We start from the raw sequence: 15,795 nt of genomic DNA on the forward strand, positions 1-15,795 counted from the left end.
TGTGATCGGTTCGTGATAAGCCGAGGCAATTGACATTGTGACGGCTGGTGCGCTAATGGCGCGGTGTGCTCGGTGGCAGAGTTCGGCCGGGTCGGAGGGGGTATTCGGATCGGTTGACGAGATGGTGAACTTCTCGAGTCGGTCTGTTTAATTCACAAATGACGCTCGGCGAAAGCGGGGCAAAAGATCGGGAAACTGCCTGTTCGCGAATTTCTGGCGAATTGAAAGATTCCGAGTCGGTCCCCTACCTTTCGGTGCTGTTGTCGGTAATTCGAATGAGCTCGACGAATTTCCGGCGACACCTCACCGAAACCGCAAAACAAGGAGTTGACCTCGCTGATGACCGTAATCTCCCGACGGATGCTGGTCTCGTTCACCGCTGCCGCCGCCATCGCGGCGCCCGCGCTCGGCGGCATGGCCGTCGCCACCGCCGACACGACGACGACGCCGGCTCCGCCGACCGGCTCGTTCACCTTCAACATCCCCGGACCGCACTCCGACAAGGACGGCGACAAGAAGGACGACGACAATGACAAGGACAAGAAGGCGTCCGTCGCGAAGATCCAGAAGGTGCTGGACTCGATCCAGGACGCCAAGGACGCGGACGACCTGAGCAAGAAGCTCGACAAGGACATCGATGCGCTGAAGGACAACGAGTCCGCGGTGCCCTCGAAGGCCAAGGACGCGTACAAGAAGTTCGAGGACGAACTCTCCGATGCCAAGAAGAAGGACAGCCTGGACGGCGACAAGGCCGCTGACACGCTGAAGAAGATCCAGGGCGACGCCAAAACGCTGAGTGCCGTGCTGAAGGCCACGGCCTGATCGTCGACCTCGCGCCCGCCCAGCGCGGCGTAATCGGTTGATGCGGTGGAACGTCCGGGTTCTTTCCTCCCGGGGACCCGGGCGCTCCTCGCCGCCTGCGGGGACGCTACGCGGTCTTGCGCCGAGGTCGAGTGATGTGGGGGAGAAGGCATTCGGGGGAACGCTGGCGCAGAGCGCCACGCCAGACGCCCAGTCCGTAGGCGGCGTCGTCGAGACGGCGGGCCAGCAGGTGGGCCAGCAGGTGGGCCAGCAGGTGGGGCACGGGATTGCCGGCCGCCGGCCGCGAGCGCAGCTGCGCGACGGCGTCGACGACGATCGCGGCGGCGGTGGCCCGCCGGACCCGGCGGGAGAACGGCAGTGCCAGAACGGTTATCGGGAACCAGTGGCGCAGCAGCAGCGCTGATATCTGCCCGAGGGTGTCGGTGGCGGCGCGCGCGGTGAGTACGGCGTGCAGCCGGGGCGGGGCCTCGATGCGGCGAAGCCGTTGCCGGATATGCCTGGCGTGGGCGAGGAACCCGAGGACCGACAACAGTGTGGCCCAACGGTTCTGCAGCAGGAGCCCGATCGCGGAGAGCGCGAGCGCGGAGGGCAGCACCGCTGGTGCGACGTTCGCGCCGTGACGGTCGGCGAGGGGGGCGGCACTGGTGCCGTAGAGGTATTTGCGGGTGAGCCAGGGACCGGGGGTGCGGCGGTGTTCGTGCCGGACGGTCACGTCGGCGACATAGCGTACGAGTGAGTCGTCGCGGCACAGGCGCCAGATCAGATCCACATCCTCGCCGAGGCGCATGGATTCGTCGAAGCCGGTGCCGAGTGCTTGCGCGCGGGCGATCAGGCAGGCCGCCGGGACCCAGCCGACCCGGGAAAGTGGTTGTACGACAGCGGAAACGGGGCCCAAGTCCAGGGAGGATCGGGAACTCTCGTAGCGGGTGATCCAGTTCGCGTCGGGATCCGCCAAGCCGAGGATGCGCGGGGCGACCGCGGCCACGCGCGCGTCGGCGAACTGGAGCAGCAGGCGCTCGAGCTCGCCGGCGGCCAGCACCGTGTCCGCATCGCAGAACGCGACGAAAGGTGTTGTGACAGTGCGGAGTCCGGCATTGCGTGCGGCTGCTGGACCGGCATTGACATCCAGCCGCACGAGCGTGGCGTCGAACTCCTTCGCGACCTCGGCATGTGCGAGCGGGTCCGGGGAGGCGTCGTCGACGACCACGACCCGCACCCCGGTCAGGCCCGCCAGCAGACGTCGCAGAGCGCGGGGCGAATCGTGCACCGGCACAACGACGGTGAGCTGATCGAGCGGCGCCGGCTCACCGGCGGAGGCGATCTGCGCGAGCCCTAGTCCGAGCAGTGCGCCGGCCAGATTCGCCGTCACCGCGTCGGAAACGGTGAATTCCCCGGTGTCACCGAGGATTGCGGCAGCAGCGGGCCGTACCTTCAACAGCCTGGTCGGGCTACCGCCGAACAGCAATTGTCCCTCGGCGAACCGGCGGACGGTCGCGTCGAGCCGGACAACGGTGCCCACGGCGAGCCAGGCCGAGCCGCTCACGTGCCGAAGCCCCCTTCCGCGCGCACCACGGATCCGTTCAACACCGCGCCCTCGGCCGAACAGCAGAAGGCGATGGTCGCGGCGATCTCCTCGGGTTCCAGGACGCGCCGAAGACCCTGGTGCGCGGCGAGTTCGGCCGGATCGCCGATGTCGTCGTAGAGAGCGGCGGTGGCGGTGAGCATCTCGGTCCGGGTGGCGCCGGGCGAAACCGCGACCGCCGACATTCCGGTGCCGACCAGATCGGCCGACAGGCCCCGCACGATCCCGATGACCGCGTGCTTGCTCGCGGCATAACCGGCCAGATGGAACAAGCCCCGCTCGCCCGCCGCCGAGGCGACCGCGACGAACCGGCATCCGGCGGGATTTGGCCCGGCCAGCATGACCGGAACCGTTGCGGCGGCGGTGTTCCACACACCCAGCGCGTTCACCTCGAGTAGTGCGCGCACCTCGGATTCCGGCGTCTGCCACTGCGTCTGCCCGCCGGCGATGATCCCGGCCGCGGCGACGGCCGCGTCCAGCCGTCCGAACCTGGACAGCGTCTGCGCGACGGCGGCCCGAAGCTGTTCGGGCTCACGCACATCGCAGACCACCGGCAGGACCCGCTCCGGATCGGTCGCCGCCACCGCGGCCAAATCCGCCTGGGAAGCAAGCGAATACCGCACCCCGGCGGAGGCGGGCCCGGTGCCACAGGCATCGATCGCGGCCACGTGGCAGCCGCGGCGCAGCAGCTCACGCACCGTCGCCGCGCCGACGCCGCGCGCGGCTCCGGTGACGAAGGCGACCCGCACCGGCGGGTTATCGAAGCTCATCGACAATTCTCCGCACCATCCGATCGACCAGTTCCGCACCCGCCCGCGCGCTCGCGCCGGCCGGATCGCCGAGTACGCCGTTGGGCGACACCGCACGAACTCCGTTGCGCCGCAGCCGGTCCATGAGTTCCGGCAGTGGCTCCACATTCCCCGCGACGGCCTCGGTCGGTGCGACATCTCCGGGGGCGAGATGCAGCATGATCGAGGTCTCGGTATATCCGGCGTGCGCGTCACCGGGGACGGCGCACGGCAGCCACCGCACGTCGTGTCCTTGTGCGCGAAGGGTTTCCACGGCTGTGCGCAACGCGCCAACGTTACCGCCGTGCCCGTTGACGAAGACGATCTCACCCGCCCACAGGGTCAGTGAACGGGTGAGTTCGATGATCATCTCGGTCAGCACCCGCGTGCCGACCGAGAACACCCCGGGGAATCCCTGATGCTCACCGCTCGCGCCGAACGCGATCGCCGGGGCCACCCAACTGCCGGTCAGCTCGCCAACCCGCTGCGCGACCGCGGTCGCGATGACGGTGTCGGTGGACAGCGGCAGATGCGGGCCGTGCTGCTCGGTCGCGCCGACCGGCACGAGCACGCGCGGGCGCTCGGGCAGGTCCGGATAGCGCGCGGCGGCGAGCGGGAACATCCTCAGCCGCCGAGCGTCCGGGTGAATCCCGGCTGCACGATGACGTCCTCGGGGGTGAGCTCGTGAATGGAGGATTTGCCCAGGCCCAGCAGCGCGGAATCGATTCCGCCCCGCAGGATGTCGAGCACGTTCTCCACACCGGCCTGCCCGTTGGCGGCCAAGCCCCACAGGTACGCGCGCCCGATCATCACCGCGCGAGCGCCCAGGGCGACCGCCTTGACCACATCGCTGCCGCGCCGGATTCCGCCGTCCAGCACGATCTCGACCTGATCGCCGACCGCGCCGGAGATGGCCGGCAGGCACCGGATCGGGGCCGGAGTGCTGTCCAGGTTGTTGCCGCCGTGGTTGGACACCGAGATCGCGGTGACCCCGGCGTCGACGGCGCGCCGGGCGTCGTCGACGCGGCAGATGCCCTTGAGCATGAACGGCCCGTCCCACTCCTTGCGCATCCAGGCGATGTCGTCCCAGGTGGCCAGCGGCGTCTGCATCCACTCGTAGTAGGCGCCGAAGAAGGTGGGCGCTTTCTCCCCGGGCGCGGCGAGATTCGGCGTGGTCAGATCGGGAATCGTTCGGGCCTTGGCGAATTCGTAGGCCCAGCGCGGCCGGGCCAGCACGCTCAGCGCGTTCTGGCGCATCGCCTTGAAATCGAGCTTCTCGGGGATGGTGGGCGAACCCCAGTCACGGCCGTTGGAGAACGACCAGTCCAGCGTCGCGATCAGGCCCTTCGCCCCGGCCTCGCGGGCCTCGCGCAGGCGGCGGGACATGGTCTCGCGGTCGCCCATCCAGTACGACTGGAAGAACGTCGCCGGATTCGCCTCCAGCACGTCCGAAAGCGGTTTGCTGGCAAAGGAACTCAGTCCCATCGCGGTGCCGCGGGCCGCGGCCGCGCGGGCGACGGCGACCTCGCCGTCGGGGTGCACGGCCTGCACGCCGGTGGGAGAGATGATCACCGGCAGCGAAATGTCCTGTCCCAGAACGGTGGTGGACAGCTCACGGGTGTCCGACAGCCCCGCCACGTGCGGTGCGAAGCCGAGTTCGCGGAACGCGGCGGTGTTGTCGTCGTAGGACACGCCGGCCTCGGAACCGGCCAGCAGCGCGCTGTACACGGATTTCGGCAGACGTTTGCGAGCGCGGCGCTGTGCTTCGGCCACGGTCTCGAACCAGGCATTGCGGGGCATTGCGGAAATCCTTGTCTAGATGGGGCTTTCGGAGCAGGCGCGGCTGGGCATGCTGATGGGCATACCGAGCGATACCTCCCGCTTCTTGCCGGTTCGAGAGTGGTCCTGCGACGGTTTGGGCGTCTTGCCCGGGGGCCGGCCCGCCAGCAGCGATTCACCGTATCCCTGTACGCATTCGGGATCCGGGCCGTCCAGCGGCAGACCGGTGAAGAATTTGGCCGCCATACAACCGCCGCGGCAGGAATCGTAGAAGTTGCAGGAGGCGCACGCGCCGCCGCCGGTGGGTGCGCGCAGCTCGGCGAACAGCGCGGATTCCCGCCAGACACTGGCGAATCCGCCGTCGGTGAGCAGGTTGCCCGCCTTGAAGGTGTCGTGGATGGCGAACGGGCAGGCGTAGACGTCCCCGACCGGATCGATCAGGCACACCACCCGCCCGGCGCCGCACAGGTTCAGCCCCGGCAGCGATTCGCCGAAGGCGGCCAGGTGGAAGAACGAATCGCCGGTGAGCACGGATTCGCCGTTGGCCATCAGCCAGTCGTAGAGCACGCGCTGATCCGCGGCGGTGGGGTGCAGTTCGTCCCAGGTGTCCGCGCCGCGGCCGGACGGGCGCAGCCGGGTCAGCCGCAGCGTGGCGCCGTAGCGGTCGGCCAGCGCCTGGAATTCGTCCAGCTGGTTGACGTTGTGCCTGGTCACCACGACCGAGATCTTCGCGTCCCGGAATCCGGCGTCGGCCAGGTTCTGCAATGCGCGAGTGGCCATATCGAACGATCCGGGGCCGCGGACCGCGTCGTTGACCTCCGCGGTCGCGCCGTCGAGGGAGATCTGCACGTCCACGTAGTCGGTGGCGGCGAGTCTCGCGGCGCGCTCGGGGGTCAGGCGCACACCGTTGGTGGAGAATTTGACGCCGACGTCGTGCGAGACGGCGTAGTCGAGCAACTCCCAGAAGTCACTGCGGACAGTGGGCTCGCCGCCGCCGATGTTGACGTAGAACACCTGCATGCGCTGCAGCTCGTCGATGACGGCCTTGCACTGTTCGGTGCTCAGCTCGCGCGGGTCGCGCCGTCCGGAGGAGGACAGGCAGTGCACGCAGGCCAGATTGCAGGCGTAGGTCAGCTCCCAGGTCAGGCAGATCGGGGCGTTGAGGCCGCGTTCGAACTGCTCGATGAGCCGGGGGACGGGTGCGGGGTCGGGAAGCATGGTCGTCATGGCGTGCGGGCCTCCGGCGGTCGAGGGGTGATCATCTTGCTGCGCGCCAGGGCGGCGAGCGCGGACACATACCGTTGCTGCTCATTCGCCGGAACACCGGCGCGGTCGATCGCGGACAGTGCGGAGGGGCATTCGGCGAGCTGTTCGACGACGCCGACCAGCTGCACCGACTTCAGAAACGAGAGCTTGCGCGTGTGGAAATCGTAGGCCAGGGCCCCGAAGGGCTCGCCGCGAAGCGAGACCGTCGGGGCGAGCTGCCACGCCGAGCGGGCATCGAATGATCCGTCGGCACAAGCGTTCTCGTTCGGGTCAGTAGACACCGCACATGCCATCGATCGAGACGTCCTCGACGAGGCTGTCGGCGGCGGGGTCGAGCTGGACCTCGGCCTGGGCCTGCTGGGCGGCCGTGCCGTATTCGGTGCGGTTGTGCTCGCTCATGACTCTCCTTCGGAGTGCTGAATATGTGATCCGGATAATAATGGCACCGGAGGTCATAATGGAAGGGATTCGGCGAATTCTGCTAACTTCGCTCAGGTGAGCGATCGAGTGCGCAAATCACCGGGCAGGCCCCCGGCCACCGATCACGGCGCGATCGAGGCGGTGGCCTTCCGCCTGTTCGCCGAGCGCGGTTTCGACGCGACGTCCCTGGACGACATCGCCGCGGCGGTCGGGGTCGGCCGCCGGACGCTGTTCCGCTACTACAAGTCCAAGAACGACATTCCCTGGGGACAGTTCGACGCCAGCCTCGTGCATCTGGCGCGGCATCTGGACGATATGCCCGAGGATGTGCCGGTGCACGAGGCGGTGCAGCGGGCGGTCATCGAATTCAACCGGCTCGATCCCGGCGTGGTCGCCTCACATCGGCAGCGGATGCATTTGATCCTGGCCACCCCTGCGCTGCAAGCGCATTCGGTGCTGCGCTATCAGCAGTGGCGCGCGGTGATCACGAATTTCGTGGCGCGGCGGTTCGAGCTGGATCCGGGAGATCTGTTGCCGCGCACCGCCGGACAGGTGACCCTCGCGCTCGCGCTGAGCGCCTACGAACAGTGGCTCGAGGATGCCGACTCGTCGCTGGAGGCGTTGCTGGCCGCGACGTTGTCGGCGTTGAAGGCGTATCTCGCTGCGGGCGTGGGCGATTCGGCCGGTCAGTGACCGAACGCCTCGTAGAGTTCGGGCAGGAAGCGGGACAGGTGGTGCATCTCCTGACCGCAGTGCATCAACAGATTTCGCGCGACGTCCACGCCCAGCACCACATCGCGCGGATCGACCGATGTCCCACGTGCGGTGGCGCACAACGCTTGTCGAGCGTCGGGCACGTGCAATCCGTACAGATTCAGGTAGAACCGGCTGCGCATCTCCACGCCGCCGGGCACGGGCCGGACCTGGTGGGCGAGCCGGCCCAGATCCACGGGCGCGACCGAACTGCCGACCCGTCCGAATACGACGGTGTGTCCGTCGGGGACGGTGAATCCGTGCCCGACCGGGTCGTCGAAGCGGATCGCGAGCTGCTGGAGTTTCGGGCCGATGTACTCGTCGACGTAGGAGATGTTGCCGACGTATCTGGCGCGATCGGGCACCGGTGCGGCTGTTTTGTCGACGGCGATCGAGGCGTACATGTGCGCGTCCGGATGCCACAGTTTATAGCGGGCCGAATCGTTCGAGTGCCAGCCGAACCACCAGTCCCACATCCGGGCGGTCACCCGGGGCATCTCGGTATGGCATGCGACCCAAGAGATTCCGGTCGCGGTCTGCCCGTAGCCGGTCTCGATCGGTGAGTAGCCCGTCGGTGCGAGTTCGCGGGTGAGTCCGGTGAAGTCGGGGATGCTCGCGGCCGGGACGGGTGGTCCGGCGAAGGCCGCCCGAACCGGATCGGGTGCCGGAAGTGTGTGGGCGGACATGAAGCGCGAGAACGGCTTTGCCCAATCCTGTGCGGAATATCCCGGATAGCGGGGCGGGCACGTCGGCTGATCGGCCCGTGCGACCGCTCGCGTCCACGGCCCGACCGCCAACGCACCCGCTGCCGCGCCGCCCGAGAGCAGGGCGGCGCGACGGGAAAGTCTCACACTGCGCACCATCGGGTGAAGATAACCCGGACCGGTCGCGAGCGCGTGCGGCTCGCTCGATCCTGGGCAGGTGGCAGGCTTCGCCCGGATCGGTTGGGATGCATCACAATCGGCCGCTCAGCGGTCTACCGACACCGTGACGCTGTTCGGAGTGTGCTGATGCCCGGTGGGCCCGAGACCACCCTCGCCATGGGGGAGATGCGTGGGCGTCAGCGTGGGGTGGCAGCCAGATCGGGGTGTGCGCGTCCGGCGATCAACGGCAGTTCGAGGAAGGTTCTGATGCCGGGCTCGGCGGCGCAGACATAGGGAATCGAATTGACGCAGTGGTTCGCCGTGGCCACGATGCCGGGATTGCGGCGCAGGCCCTCCGCGACGCTCGCGGGCTGCCAGCCGTGGATGACCACGAATGTGTCCGGGTCGCCGAGGATTTCGATCTCGTAGCGTTCACCCTGCGGGCCGAACTCCCAGGCCGGTTCGAGGTTCTCCTCGCCCATCAGCCAGTTGACCGCGATCCGCACCACCACCTTGTCGCCGATCGTCGCATCCCACTGAAACCGCTGGGCGGCAACCTTTCCCGGCTCTATGACGCCCAGCGGCGAGTCGATCGGCGCGGTCGCGACGGCGACCTCGTGCGAGGTGCCGATCGTCGCTTCGGCGAAACCGAGTGTGTCCAGGCACATGCGCACCGATTGGGTGAATCCGCCGGACAGCAGGCCCAGCATCGGGCTCTTGTACGCCTCGTCCGGGGTGCCGCCGAAGCCCATCACCCAGCGCAGCACATCGGGCGCGTTGTAGGTACGCATATCGGAGAACTCCTCCGCGCGTACGAAGGTGACCGCCGAGGACATCGACGAGAGCACCAGCGGATGCAGGTCGGTGGTGCCGCCGGGATTGATGCCGGTGCCGTGCAGGGTGACTCCGGCGTCCGCGGCTGCCTGCGCGAGCGCGGCATCGCGTTCACCCGGATAGAACCAGCCCACCGGCGTCACAATGTTCTTGCCGGAGCGCAGGATTCGCGTGACCTCCTCGGGATTCGGCACCAGCGGGGAGTAGACCACCGCGTCGGCGTCCAGCGCCAGGATCGCGTCGACGTCGTTCGACGCGGCCACACCGAGCGGGTCGATGCCCAGGATCTCCCCGACGTCCTTGCCGTTCTTGTCCTCGGAATGGACGTAGCATCCGGCGAGTTCGAGTTCCGGATGCCGCAGCACGGCCTCGATGGCGGCCTTGCCGACGCCGCCGGTCGCCCACTGCACAACCCTGAGCATGAGCCCTCCTTCGTGGTGACAACTCACCGAGTGAAATTCTCTTCCGCGTGGCCAGCCTATCGTCTGGACTGGTGTCTATAAATGTGTTCGGCGTTGTGCTACGGTCACCCGCATGAAACGGCTGGGTTGCGGAGTCGTGCAGGTGAGCGGCGTTGCCGCGGATATGTGGGCGGCGGTGTGACATGGCCGGCTCGCTCGACCAACTCGGTTACTATCTGCTCGCGGGTGCGGGCGGCAGCGGGCCCGGCGCGCTGATCGAGGAGGCGCGGACGGGGGAGGAGATGGGGTTCGGCACCGCGTTCATCTCCGAGCGATGGAATATCAAGGAGGCCGCCTCCCTCGTCGGGGCGGCGTGCGCGGTCACCGAACGCATGCGGATCGCCACGGCCGCAACCAATCACAACACCCGGCATCCGCTCGTCACCGCATCGTGGGCGACCACGATGCATCGCCTGTCCGGTGGCCGGTTCACCCTCGGCATCGGCCGCGGCATCGCGCCCGTGCAAGCCGCCTTCGGGGTGCCGCCGGTGACCACGGCGCAGATGGCGGATTGGGCGCAGGTGATGCGCCGATTGTGGCGCGGCGAGACCATCATCGGTCACGAGGGTCCGATGGGCCGGTTCCCGGTCCTGGTGCTGGACCCGGACATGGACGAGGACATCCGGCTCGGCCTGGTCGCCTTCGGACCGAAAAGCCTTGCCCTGGGCGGGCGTTCATTCGACGACGTCATCCTGCACACCTACTTCACGCCCGAAACCCTGCGCCGCTGTGTCGACACGGTGAAAACCGCGGCCGAACGCGCCGGTCGCGATCCCGCCGATGTCCGGGTGTGGTCCTGCCTGGCGACCGTGGGCGATCATCTGCCCGAACCGGTCCGGCTGCGCAAGACCGTCGCGCGCCTGGCCTCGTATCTGCAGGGGTATGGCGATCTGCTGGTCCGGACGAATCGCTGGGATCCGGCTGTGCTGGAACGCTTTCGCAGCGATCCGGCGGTCACCTCGATTCCGGGTGCGATCGACGCCAAGGCCACCGACGAGCAGATCGAGCGGATCGCGGAACTGATTCCGGACGAATGGCTGGCCGCATCGGCGACGGGATCCCCGGAGGCCTGCGCCGCCCGCGTGCGCGCCGAATTCGACCTGGGAGCGGACCGGGTCATCCTGCACGGCGCCGCGCCGCGGGAATTGCAGCCGATCGTCGCGGCCTATCGCGGCGATGCCGAGGAGATTCGATGATGGATTACGGCGATATCCCCACGGCCGCGACCGAACTCACCCCCGAGCGGCTCACCGCCGTGTTGCGCGACGCGGGCCATGACGTCGTCGTGAAATCCGTTACCGCCACGCCGATCGGGTCGGGTCAGATGGCGGGGTCCTTCCGGCTCGGCCTCGGGTACCGGGGTGAGTCCCGGCTTCCGGACCGGATGGTCGCCAAGCTCGCGACCGGCCCGAAGGAGCAGCGCGAGTTCGGATCCGGCGCGTTTCGCAACGAGGTGCGCTTCTATCGCGACCTCGCGGCGACGGTCCGGGTGCCGGTGCCGCGCGCGCATGCCACGGCGGTGTCCGAGTCTGGCAGCGAATTCCTCTTGCTGCTGGACGATCTCGCGCCCGCCGAACAAGGCGACCAGATCGCCGGATGTACGGTGCCGCAGGCCCGTGCGGTCGCCGTCGCGGCGGCCGGACTGCACGGCCCGCGCTGGTGTGACGAGACGCTGCTGCGCGAACCCGGGCTGGCCCTGCCGACCGACGCGGATCGCGAACTGATGGAATCGGTTCTCGCCCCGATGACTTCGGCCTTCCGGGACCGGTTCGCCGATCGGCTCACCGGACCGGAATCCGCACTCCTGGACTGGCTCGAGGCGACCGCGGGGGAGTGGCTGATCGCCCCGATCGAGCATTTCGCCCTGCTGCACGGCGATCTGCGGGTGGACAACATCATGTTCGGTCCCGAGGGCGCCGTCACCGTCATCGACTGGCAGACCATCACGACCGGACATCCGTTGCGCGACATCGCGTTCCTGCTGTCCACCAGCCTCACCGTCGACGACCGGCGGGCCGCGGAACACGGTCTGCTGGCCGAGTATCACGAGGCGCTGCTGGCGCACGGTGTCACCGGTTACACACTGGACCAGTGCCGCCGTGACTACGCCGCCTCGCTCATCCAAGCTCCGCTGATCGTCGTCTTCGGTTGCGGCGCAGCCCAGCCCACCGAACGCGGCGACCGCATGTTCCGCGCCATGCTCGCGCGCAGCGCCGCAGCCGTCCAGGATCTCGTCCCGGGCGCACTGGGCTGATCTCGGCAGGTGCCGTGTCGTGTTCGGCTGCGTGAGGTGGTCCGAGAGTGTGCCGGACTAGCCTGCGGCGGTTGGTGATTCGCGCAGCGGGTCGGCCCGAAGACCCGGCAGGACGAAGCGGCGCATGTGGCGCGATACCGCGGCGGGATCGTCCGCGTCGATCGTCTCGCCGTGGACGGTGCCGAGGGAGATCAAGACCCGTGCCACCCATTCGGCGACCTCGGCCAGGTCGTGGTGCGGGTGGATCTCGCCGCGGGCGGCGGCGGCCTGGACATAGGGCAGCCAGAACGAGGCGAGGTCCGGCACCAGACCCGACACGCCCGCGCCCGCGCAGGCGGCGAACTCCTCTGGTTCGGTCATGCGCAGCCGCAGCGGGAGCGCGCCCGGATCGTCGTAGGTGTGGCGGCCGATCCGCACGCCCGCGACGAGTTGTTCGGCGAAGGTGCCGAGTGTGTCCAGCTCGGTGCGGGCATCGCTCCAGTAGGAGTCGCTCAGGCGCACGATCGCCGCGCCCAGCAGCGCCGCCTTGTCCGGGAAGTGCCGGTACAGCCACGCCCGCGACACCCCGGCCTCCTCGGCCACCTCGCTGACCGTGGTGGCGCGAATTCCCTTGCGCGCCAGCAGCGTCTGGGCCGCGTCGAGCAACCGGTCCACCACCTGTGTCGTCGGTGCCTCGGTCACGCGCCCCGCTTCCGGCTCGAAGGTCCGCCGAGGCGGATCACCACTGGTTCCGCGAAAACCATAGCAAAGCGTAGACAGTTCTGAGATTCTGTCTACCGTAGACAGAATCGTTCATCTGTCTACTGGGCTCGGAAGGGATCGGGAATGTACCTACCGCGGACCGCCGTGATCGGCGCCGGTATCAGCGGGTTGACCGCGGGCAAGATGCTCAACGACTACGGCGTGCCGTACGTGTGCTTCGAATCCTCCGACCGGGTCGGGGGCAACTGGGCGTTCGGCAATCCGAACGGCCACTCCAGCGCCTACCGGTCCCTGCATATCGACACCTCGAAGCATCAGCTGTCCTTCCGGGACTTCCCGATGCCCGAGAGTTATCCCGACTTTCCGCACCACACCCAGATCAAGCAGTATCTCGACGACTATTGCGCGGCTTTCGATCTCGGCACGGCGATCGAATTCGGCAACGGTGTCACGCACGCGCGGCGGCTGCCCGGCGGCGGTTGGGAACTCGACACCCAGTGCGGGCAAGCCCGGCGATTCGACCTGCTGGTGGTGGCCAACGGCCATCACTGGGATCCGCGCTACCCGAATTTCCCGGGCGAGTTCACCGGCGAGACGATGCACGCGCACCACTACATCGACCCGCGCACCCCGATGGACTTCCGAGACCAGCGCATTCTGGTGGTGGGCCTGGGCAACAGCGCGGCCGATATCGCCGTGGAACTGTCCTCCAAGGCGCTGGGCAACCGGCTGACGCTGTCCACCCGCTCGAGCGCGTGGATCGTGCCGAAATACATCGCGGGCCGTCCCGCCGACAAGTACTACCGCACGACCCCGTATCTGCCGCTGTCCTGGCAGCGCAAGATCGCCCAGTTGGGGCAGCCGCTGACCGCGGGCCGGCCGGAGAACTACGGATTGCCCACGCCGAATCACAACTTCTTCGAGGCGCATCCGACGCAGTCGGTGGAACTGCCGCTGCGGCTGGGCTCCGGTGACGTGCTGCCCAAACCCGACATCACCCGATTCGACGGGCGCACAGTGTATTTCGAGGACGGCAGCAGTGACGACTTCGATATCGTCATCTACGCCACCGGCTACAACATCACCTTCCCGTTCTTCGATCCCGAATTCATCAGCGCCCCGGACAACCGGATCGACCTGTACAAGCGAATGTTCCTGCCCGGTATGGACGATCTGGTGTTCGCCGGATTCGCGCAGTCCACCCCGACCCTTTTCCCGTTCGTCGAATGCCAGGCGCGGCTGATCGGCGCGTACGCGATCGGCCGCTACCGCCTGCCCGCCGAGTCGGAGATGCACCGCGTCATCGTCGCCGACCAGCAGCGCTACACCGGCCACATGCTCGACCGCCCCCGCCACACCCAGCAGGTCGACTACTTCCTCTACGAGCACGATATGCGGACGAACGAACTGCCCGCCGGAGCCCGCCGAGCCGCCTCGGAAGGGCCACCGACCTGGTCGCACGTGGGCGAGCAGGCCGCGACGCCGGAGGTGAACGGATGAGCGTGGACTATCGGCAGATCTCGTTCGATTCCAGTGGAATCGACTGTGACGGATGGTTTTTCGAGCCCAGCCCTGGGGGCGCGTTCCAACGGGCCGAGGGGTGTCCGGTGGTGGTGATGGCGCACGGTTTCGGCGGGACCAAGGATTCGGGTCTCGCGCCGTTCGCGCGGGCGCTGCGTGATGCCGGACTCGCCGTGCTCGCCTTCGATTACCGTGGCTTCGGTGCTTCGGGAGGGGTTCGGCGGCAACGGGTTTCGATGGCCGAGCAGGCGCAGGACTATCGGGCGGCCATCGCGGCGGCCGGGCGGCAAGCCGGGGTGGACGCCGCGCGGGTGATCGTGTGGGGCGTATCGATGTCGGGTGGGCACGCGCTGACCGTCGCCGCGGATCGCGCGGACGTGTGCGCGGTGATCACGATGGTGCCGCTGGTGTCCGGCGCGGCCGCGGGGCTGCTCGCGTACCGGCAGGTGGGCGCGGGGGCGGTCGCTGGATCGACGGTGACGGCCGTGCGCAGTGCGGTCGCGTCCCGGCTGGGACGGGAGCCGGTGATGATGCCGCTGGTCGGCCGCCCGGGCGAACGCGCGGCGCTGACCGCCGACGGGTACTACGAGAGCTATCTCGCCCTGGCCGGTCCGACCTGGCGCAACGAGGTGGACGCCGCGGTCGGCCTCGAACTCGGCGGTTATCGAGTCGGTCGGTGCGCGAGCCGGATCGGCGCTCCGGTGCTGATGCAGATCGCCGATTTCGACCGGGTGGCGCCGCCGCACGCCGCGGCGAAGGTCGCCTTCACCGCGCGCGCCGAGGTGCGGCACTACCCGTGCGATCACTTCGACGTGTTCCCGGAACAGGCGTGGTTCGACGCCGCGGTCGCCCATCAGATCCATTTCCTCCGCAGACATCTCGCCGGGGCCGCACCGGCCGATGCGAAGCTCGAAGCGGAGCGGACCGCATGAGCGCGCCGCAGGACCGCACGGCTGTGGTGACCGGCGGGGCATCGGGAATCGGCGCGGCGACGGTGCGCGCCCTGGCCGCACTCGGCTATCGGGTCGTGGTCGCCGATATCGATGCGGCCGCCGCCGCGCGGCTGGCCGGCGAACTCGGTGAGGCCGTCACATCCGTGCGGATGGACGTGACCGACGAGGATTCGGTCGCGGCGGCGTTCGCCGCCGCGGCGGGCGCGCACGCGGTCGTGCACTGTGCGGGCGTCTCGGTGCCGGGCCCGATCACCGAACTCGAACTCGCGGGCTGGCGCACCACCGTGGACGTCTGCCTGACCGGTACCTTCCTGGTGATCAAACATGCCGGCCGTCATCTGGCCGACGGCGGCAGCATCGTCTGCATCGCCTCGCTCAACGGGCGGCAACCGGGAACCGGCATGGCGGCCTACTGTGCCGCGAAAGCCGGTGTGCTGATGCTGATCGAGGTCGCCGCGCTCGAACTCGCCGAGCGCGGTATCCGGGTGAACGCCATCTCTCCCGGTCTGGTCGACACCCCGCTGGTCGCCGGTGTCGCGCTGGTGCCGGGCCTGCGCGAGGAGTATCTGGAGAACACCCCGCTCGGGCGCAGCGGCCGGCCGGAGGAGATCGCCGACGCGGCGGTATTCCTCGCATCGGACCACACCCGCTGGATGACCGGGGCGACGCTCGATCTCAACGGCGGCGCCCATCTGCGGCGTTATCCGGATGTGCTGGGACGTGTCCGAGCGATGGCGGAGGCGGCGACCGAGACGTAAGCCGTTGTGCGGCAGCACTTCACGAGGCCGGCGCCGATG

At 68.4% G+C, this 15,795-nt stretch carries 17 protein-coding genes; 7 read left to right on the forward strand and 10 right to left on the reverse strand.

Annotation, left to right across the window (positions count from 1 at the left end; translation table 11 throughout):
• Window positions 1-339: 339 nt before the first annotated feature.
• Complete coding sequence (locus AC5WS7_RS39250; RefSeq protein ID WP_495959729.1) at window positions 340-822, forward strand: hypothetical protein; 483 nt, start codon at window positions 340-342, stop codon at window positions 820-822.
• Between the two features lie 106 nt (window positions 823-928).
• On the opposite strand, the gene mftF is transcribed toward AC5WS7_RS39250, so the two are convergent.
• Genes mftF through mftA form a run of 7 tightly spaced genes read right to left on the reverse strand, consistent with a single transcriptional unit; the run spans window position 929 to window position 6,636 of the window.
• Complete coding sequence (gene mftF / locus AC5WS7_RS39255; RefSeq protein WP_495959730.1) at window positions 929-2,365, reverse strand: mycofactocin biosynthesis glycosyltransferase MftF; 1,437 nt, start codon at window positions 2,363-2,365, stop codon at window positions 929-931.
• Window positions 2,362-3,174: a mycofactocin-coupled SDR family oxidoreductase gene (locus tag AC5WS7_RS39260; protein WP_495959731.1), complete on the reverse strand. Its 813-nt coding sequence runs from the start codon at window positions 3,172-3,174 to the stop codon at window positions 2,362-2,364. The genes mftF and AC5WS7_RS39260 overlap by 4 nt, the downstream gene beginning before the upstream one ends.
• Window positions 3,161-3,814, reverse strand: a complete 654-nt coding sequence (gene mftE, locus AC5WS7_RS39265; protein ID WP_495959732.1) for a mycofactocin biosynthesis peptidyl-dipeptidase MftE — start codon at window positions 3,812-3,814, stop codon at window positions 3,161-3,163. Before mftE ends, AC5WS7_RS39260 begins: the two co-directional genes overlap by 14 nt.
• Window positions 3,815-3,816: 2 nt before the next feature.
• Entirely contained in the window at window positions 3,817-4,992 is a 1,176-nt protein-coding gene (gene mftD / locus AC5WS7_RS39270; protein ID WP_495959733.1) for a pre-mycofactocin synthase MftD, read from the reverse strand.
• A 15-nt stretch (window positions 4,993-5,007) separates the two neighbouring features.
• Window positions 5,008-6,198, reverse strand: coding sequence for a mycofactocin radical SAM maturase (gene mftC, locus AC5WS7_RS39275; protein WP_495959734.1), 1,191 nt, complete (start codon window positions 6,196-6,198; stop codon window positions 5,008-5,010).
• Complete coding sequence (gene mftB, locus AC5WS7_RS39280) at window positions 6,195-6,518, reverse strand: mycofactocin biosynthesis chaperone MftB (RefSeq protein ID WP_495959735.1); 324 nt, start codon at window positions 6,516-6,518, stop codon at window positions 6,195-6,197. Before mftB ends, mftC begins: the two co-directional genes overlap by 4 nt.
• The gene (mftA, locus tag AC5WS7_RS39285; RefSeq protein WP_495959736.1) at window positions 6,508-6,636 is read right to left on the reverse strand and encodes a mycofactocin precursor MftA; all 129 of its coding nucleotides are present in this window, start codon (window positions 6,634-6,636) and stop codon (window positions 6,508-6,510) included. Before mftA ends, mftB begins: the two co-directional genes overlap by 11 nt.
• Before the next feature lie 96 nt (window positions 6,637-6,732).
• On the opposite strand from mftA, the gene mftR reads away from it, so the two are divergent.
• Complete coding sequence (gene mftR, locus AC5WS7_RS39290; RefSeq protein ID WP_495959737.1) at window positions 6,733-7,350, forward strand: mycofactocin system transcriptional regulator MftR; 618 nt, start codon at window positions 6,733-6,735, stop codon at window positions 7,348-7,350.
• Here the strand turns inward: mftR and AC5WS7_RS39295 are convergent.
• Together AC5WS7_RS39295 and AC5WS7_RS39300 are read right to left on the reverse strand one after the other, a co-directional pair.
• The gene (locus AC5WS7_RS39295) at window positions 7,344-8,273 is read right to left on the reverse strand and encodes a DAPG hydrolase family protein (protein WP_495959738.1); all 930 of its coding nucleotides are present in this window, start codon (window positions 8,271-8,273) and stop codon (window positions 7,344-7,346) included. The genes mftR and AC5WS7_RS39295 overlap by 7 nt on opposite strands.
• A gap of 197 nt (window positions 8,274-8,470) precedes the next feature.
• Window positions 8,471-9,529: an NAD(P)H-dependent amine dehydrogenase family protein gene (locus AC5WS7_RS39300; protein WP_495959739.1), complete on the reverse strand. Its 1,059-nt coding sequence runs from the start codon at window positions 9,527-9,529 to the stop codon at window positions 8,471-8,473.
• A 182-nt stretch (window positions 9,530-9,711) separates the two neighbouring features.
• On the opposite strand from AC5WS7_RS39300, the gene AC5WS7_RS39305 reads away from it, so the two are divergent.
• Both AC5WS7_RS39305 and AC5WS7_RS39310 read left to right on the forward strand, forming a co-directional pair.
• Window positions 9,712-10,764 (forward strand): TIGR03857 family LLM class F420-dependent oxidoreductase, encoded by a 1,053-nt coding sequence (locus AC5WS7_RS39305; RefSeq protein WP_495959740.1) that lies wholly within the window; start codon window positions 9,712-9,714, stop codon window positions 10,762-10,764.
• Window positions 10,761-11,822 (forward strand): phosphotransferase family protein, encoded by a 1,062-nt coding sequence (locus AC5WS7_RS39310; protein WP_495959741.1) that lies wholly within the window; start codon window positions 10,761-10,763, stop codon window positions 11,820-11,822. Before AC5WS7_RS39305 ends, AC5WS7_RS39310 begins: the two co-directional genes overlap by 4 nt.
• A gap of 57 nt (window positions 11,823-11,879) precedes the next feature.
• Here AC5WS7_RS39310 and AC5WS7_RS39315 read toward each other — a convergent pair whose 3' ends face one another.
• Window positions 11,880-12,503: a TetR/AcrR family transcriptional regulator gene (locus tag AC5WS7_RS39315; RefSeq protein ID WP_495959742.1), complete on the reverse strand. Its 624-nt coding sequence runs from the start codon at window positions 12,501-12,503 to the stop codon at window positions 11,880-11,882.
• Between the two features lie 144 nt (window positions 12,504-12,647).
• Here AC5WS7_RS39315 and AC5WS7_RS39320 point away from each other — a divergent pair, with 144 nt between their 5' ends.
• The 3 genes from AC5WS7_RS39320 to AC5WS7_RS39330 are packed head-to-tail and all read left to right on the forward strand — an operon-like array spanning window position 12,648 to window position 15,756.
• Entirely contained in the window at window positions 12,648-14,024 is a 1,377-nt protein-coding gene (locus AC5WS7_RS39320) for a flavin-containing monooxygenase (RefSeq protein WP_495959743.1), read from the forward strand.
• Window positions 14,021-14,977, forward strand: a complete 957-nt coding sequence (locus AC5WS7_RS39325) for an alpha/beta hydrolase (protein WP_495959744.1) — start codon at window positions 14,021-14,023, stop codon at window positions 14,975-14,977. Before AC5WS7_RS39320 ends, AC5WS7_RS39325 begins: the two co-directional genes overlap by 4 nt.
• Window positions 14,974-15,756 carry an SDR family NAD(P)-dependent oxidoreductase gene (locus AC5WS7_RS39330; RefSeq protein ID WP_495959745.1) on the forward strand — a complete coding sequence of 261 codons (783 nt, stop codon included), beginning with the start codon at window positions 14,974-14,976 and terminating at the stop codon, window positions 15,754-15,756. Before AC5WS7_RS39325 ends, AC5WS7_RS39330 begins: the two co-directional genes overlap by 4 nt.
• The last annotated feature ends 39 nt before the right edge of the window (window positions 15,757-15,795 follow it).

It is taken from the genome of Nocardia sp. PLKS1-43 (genome assembly GCF_059510335.1).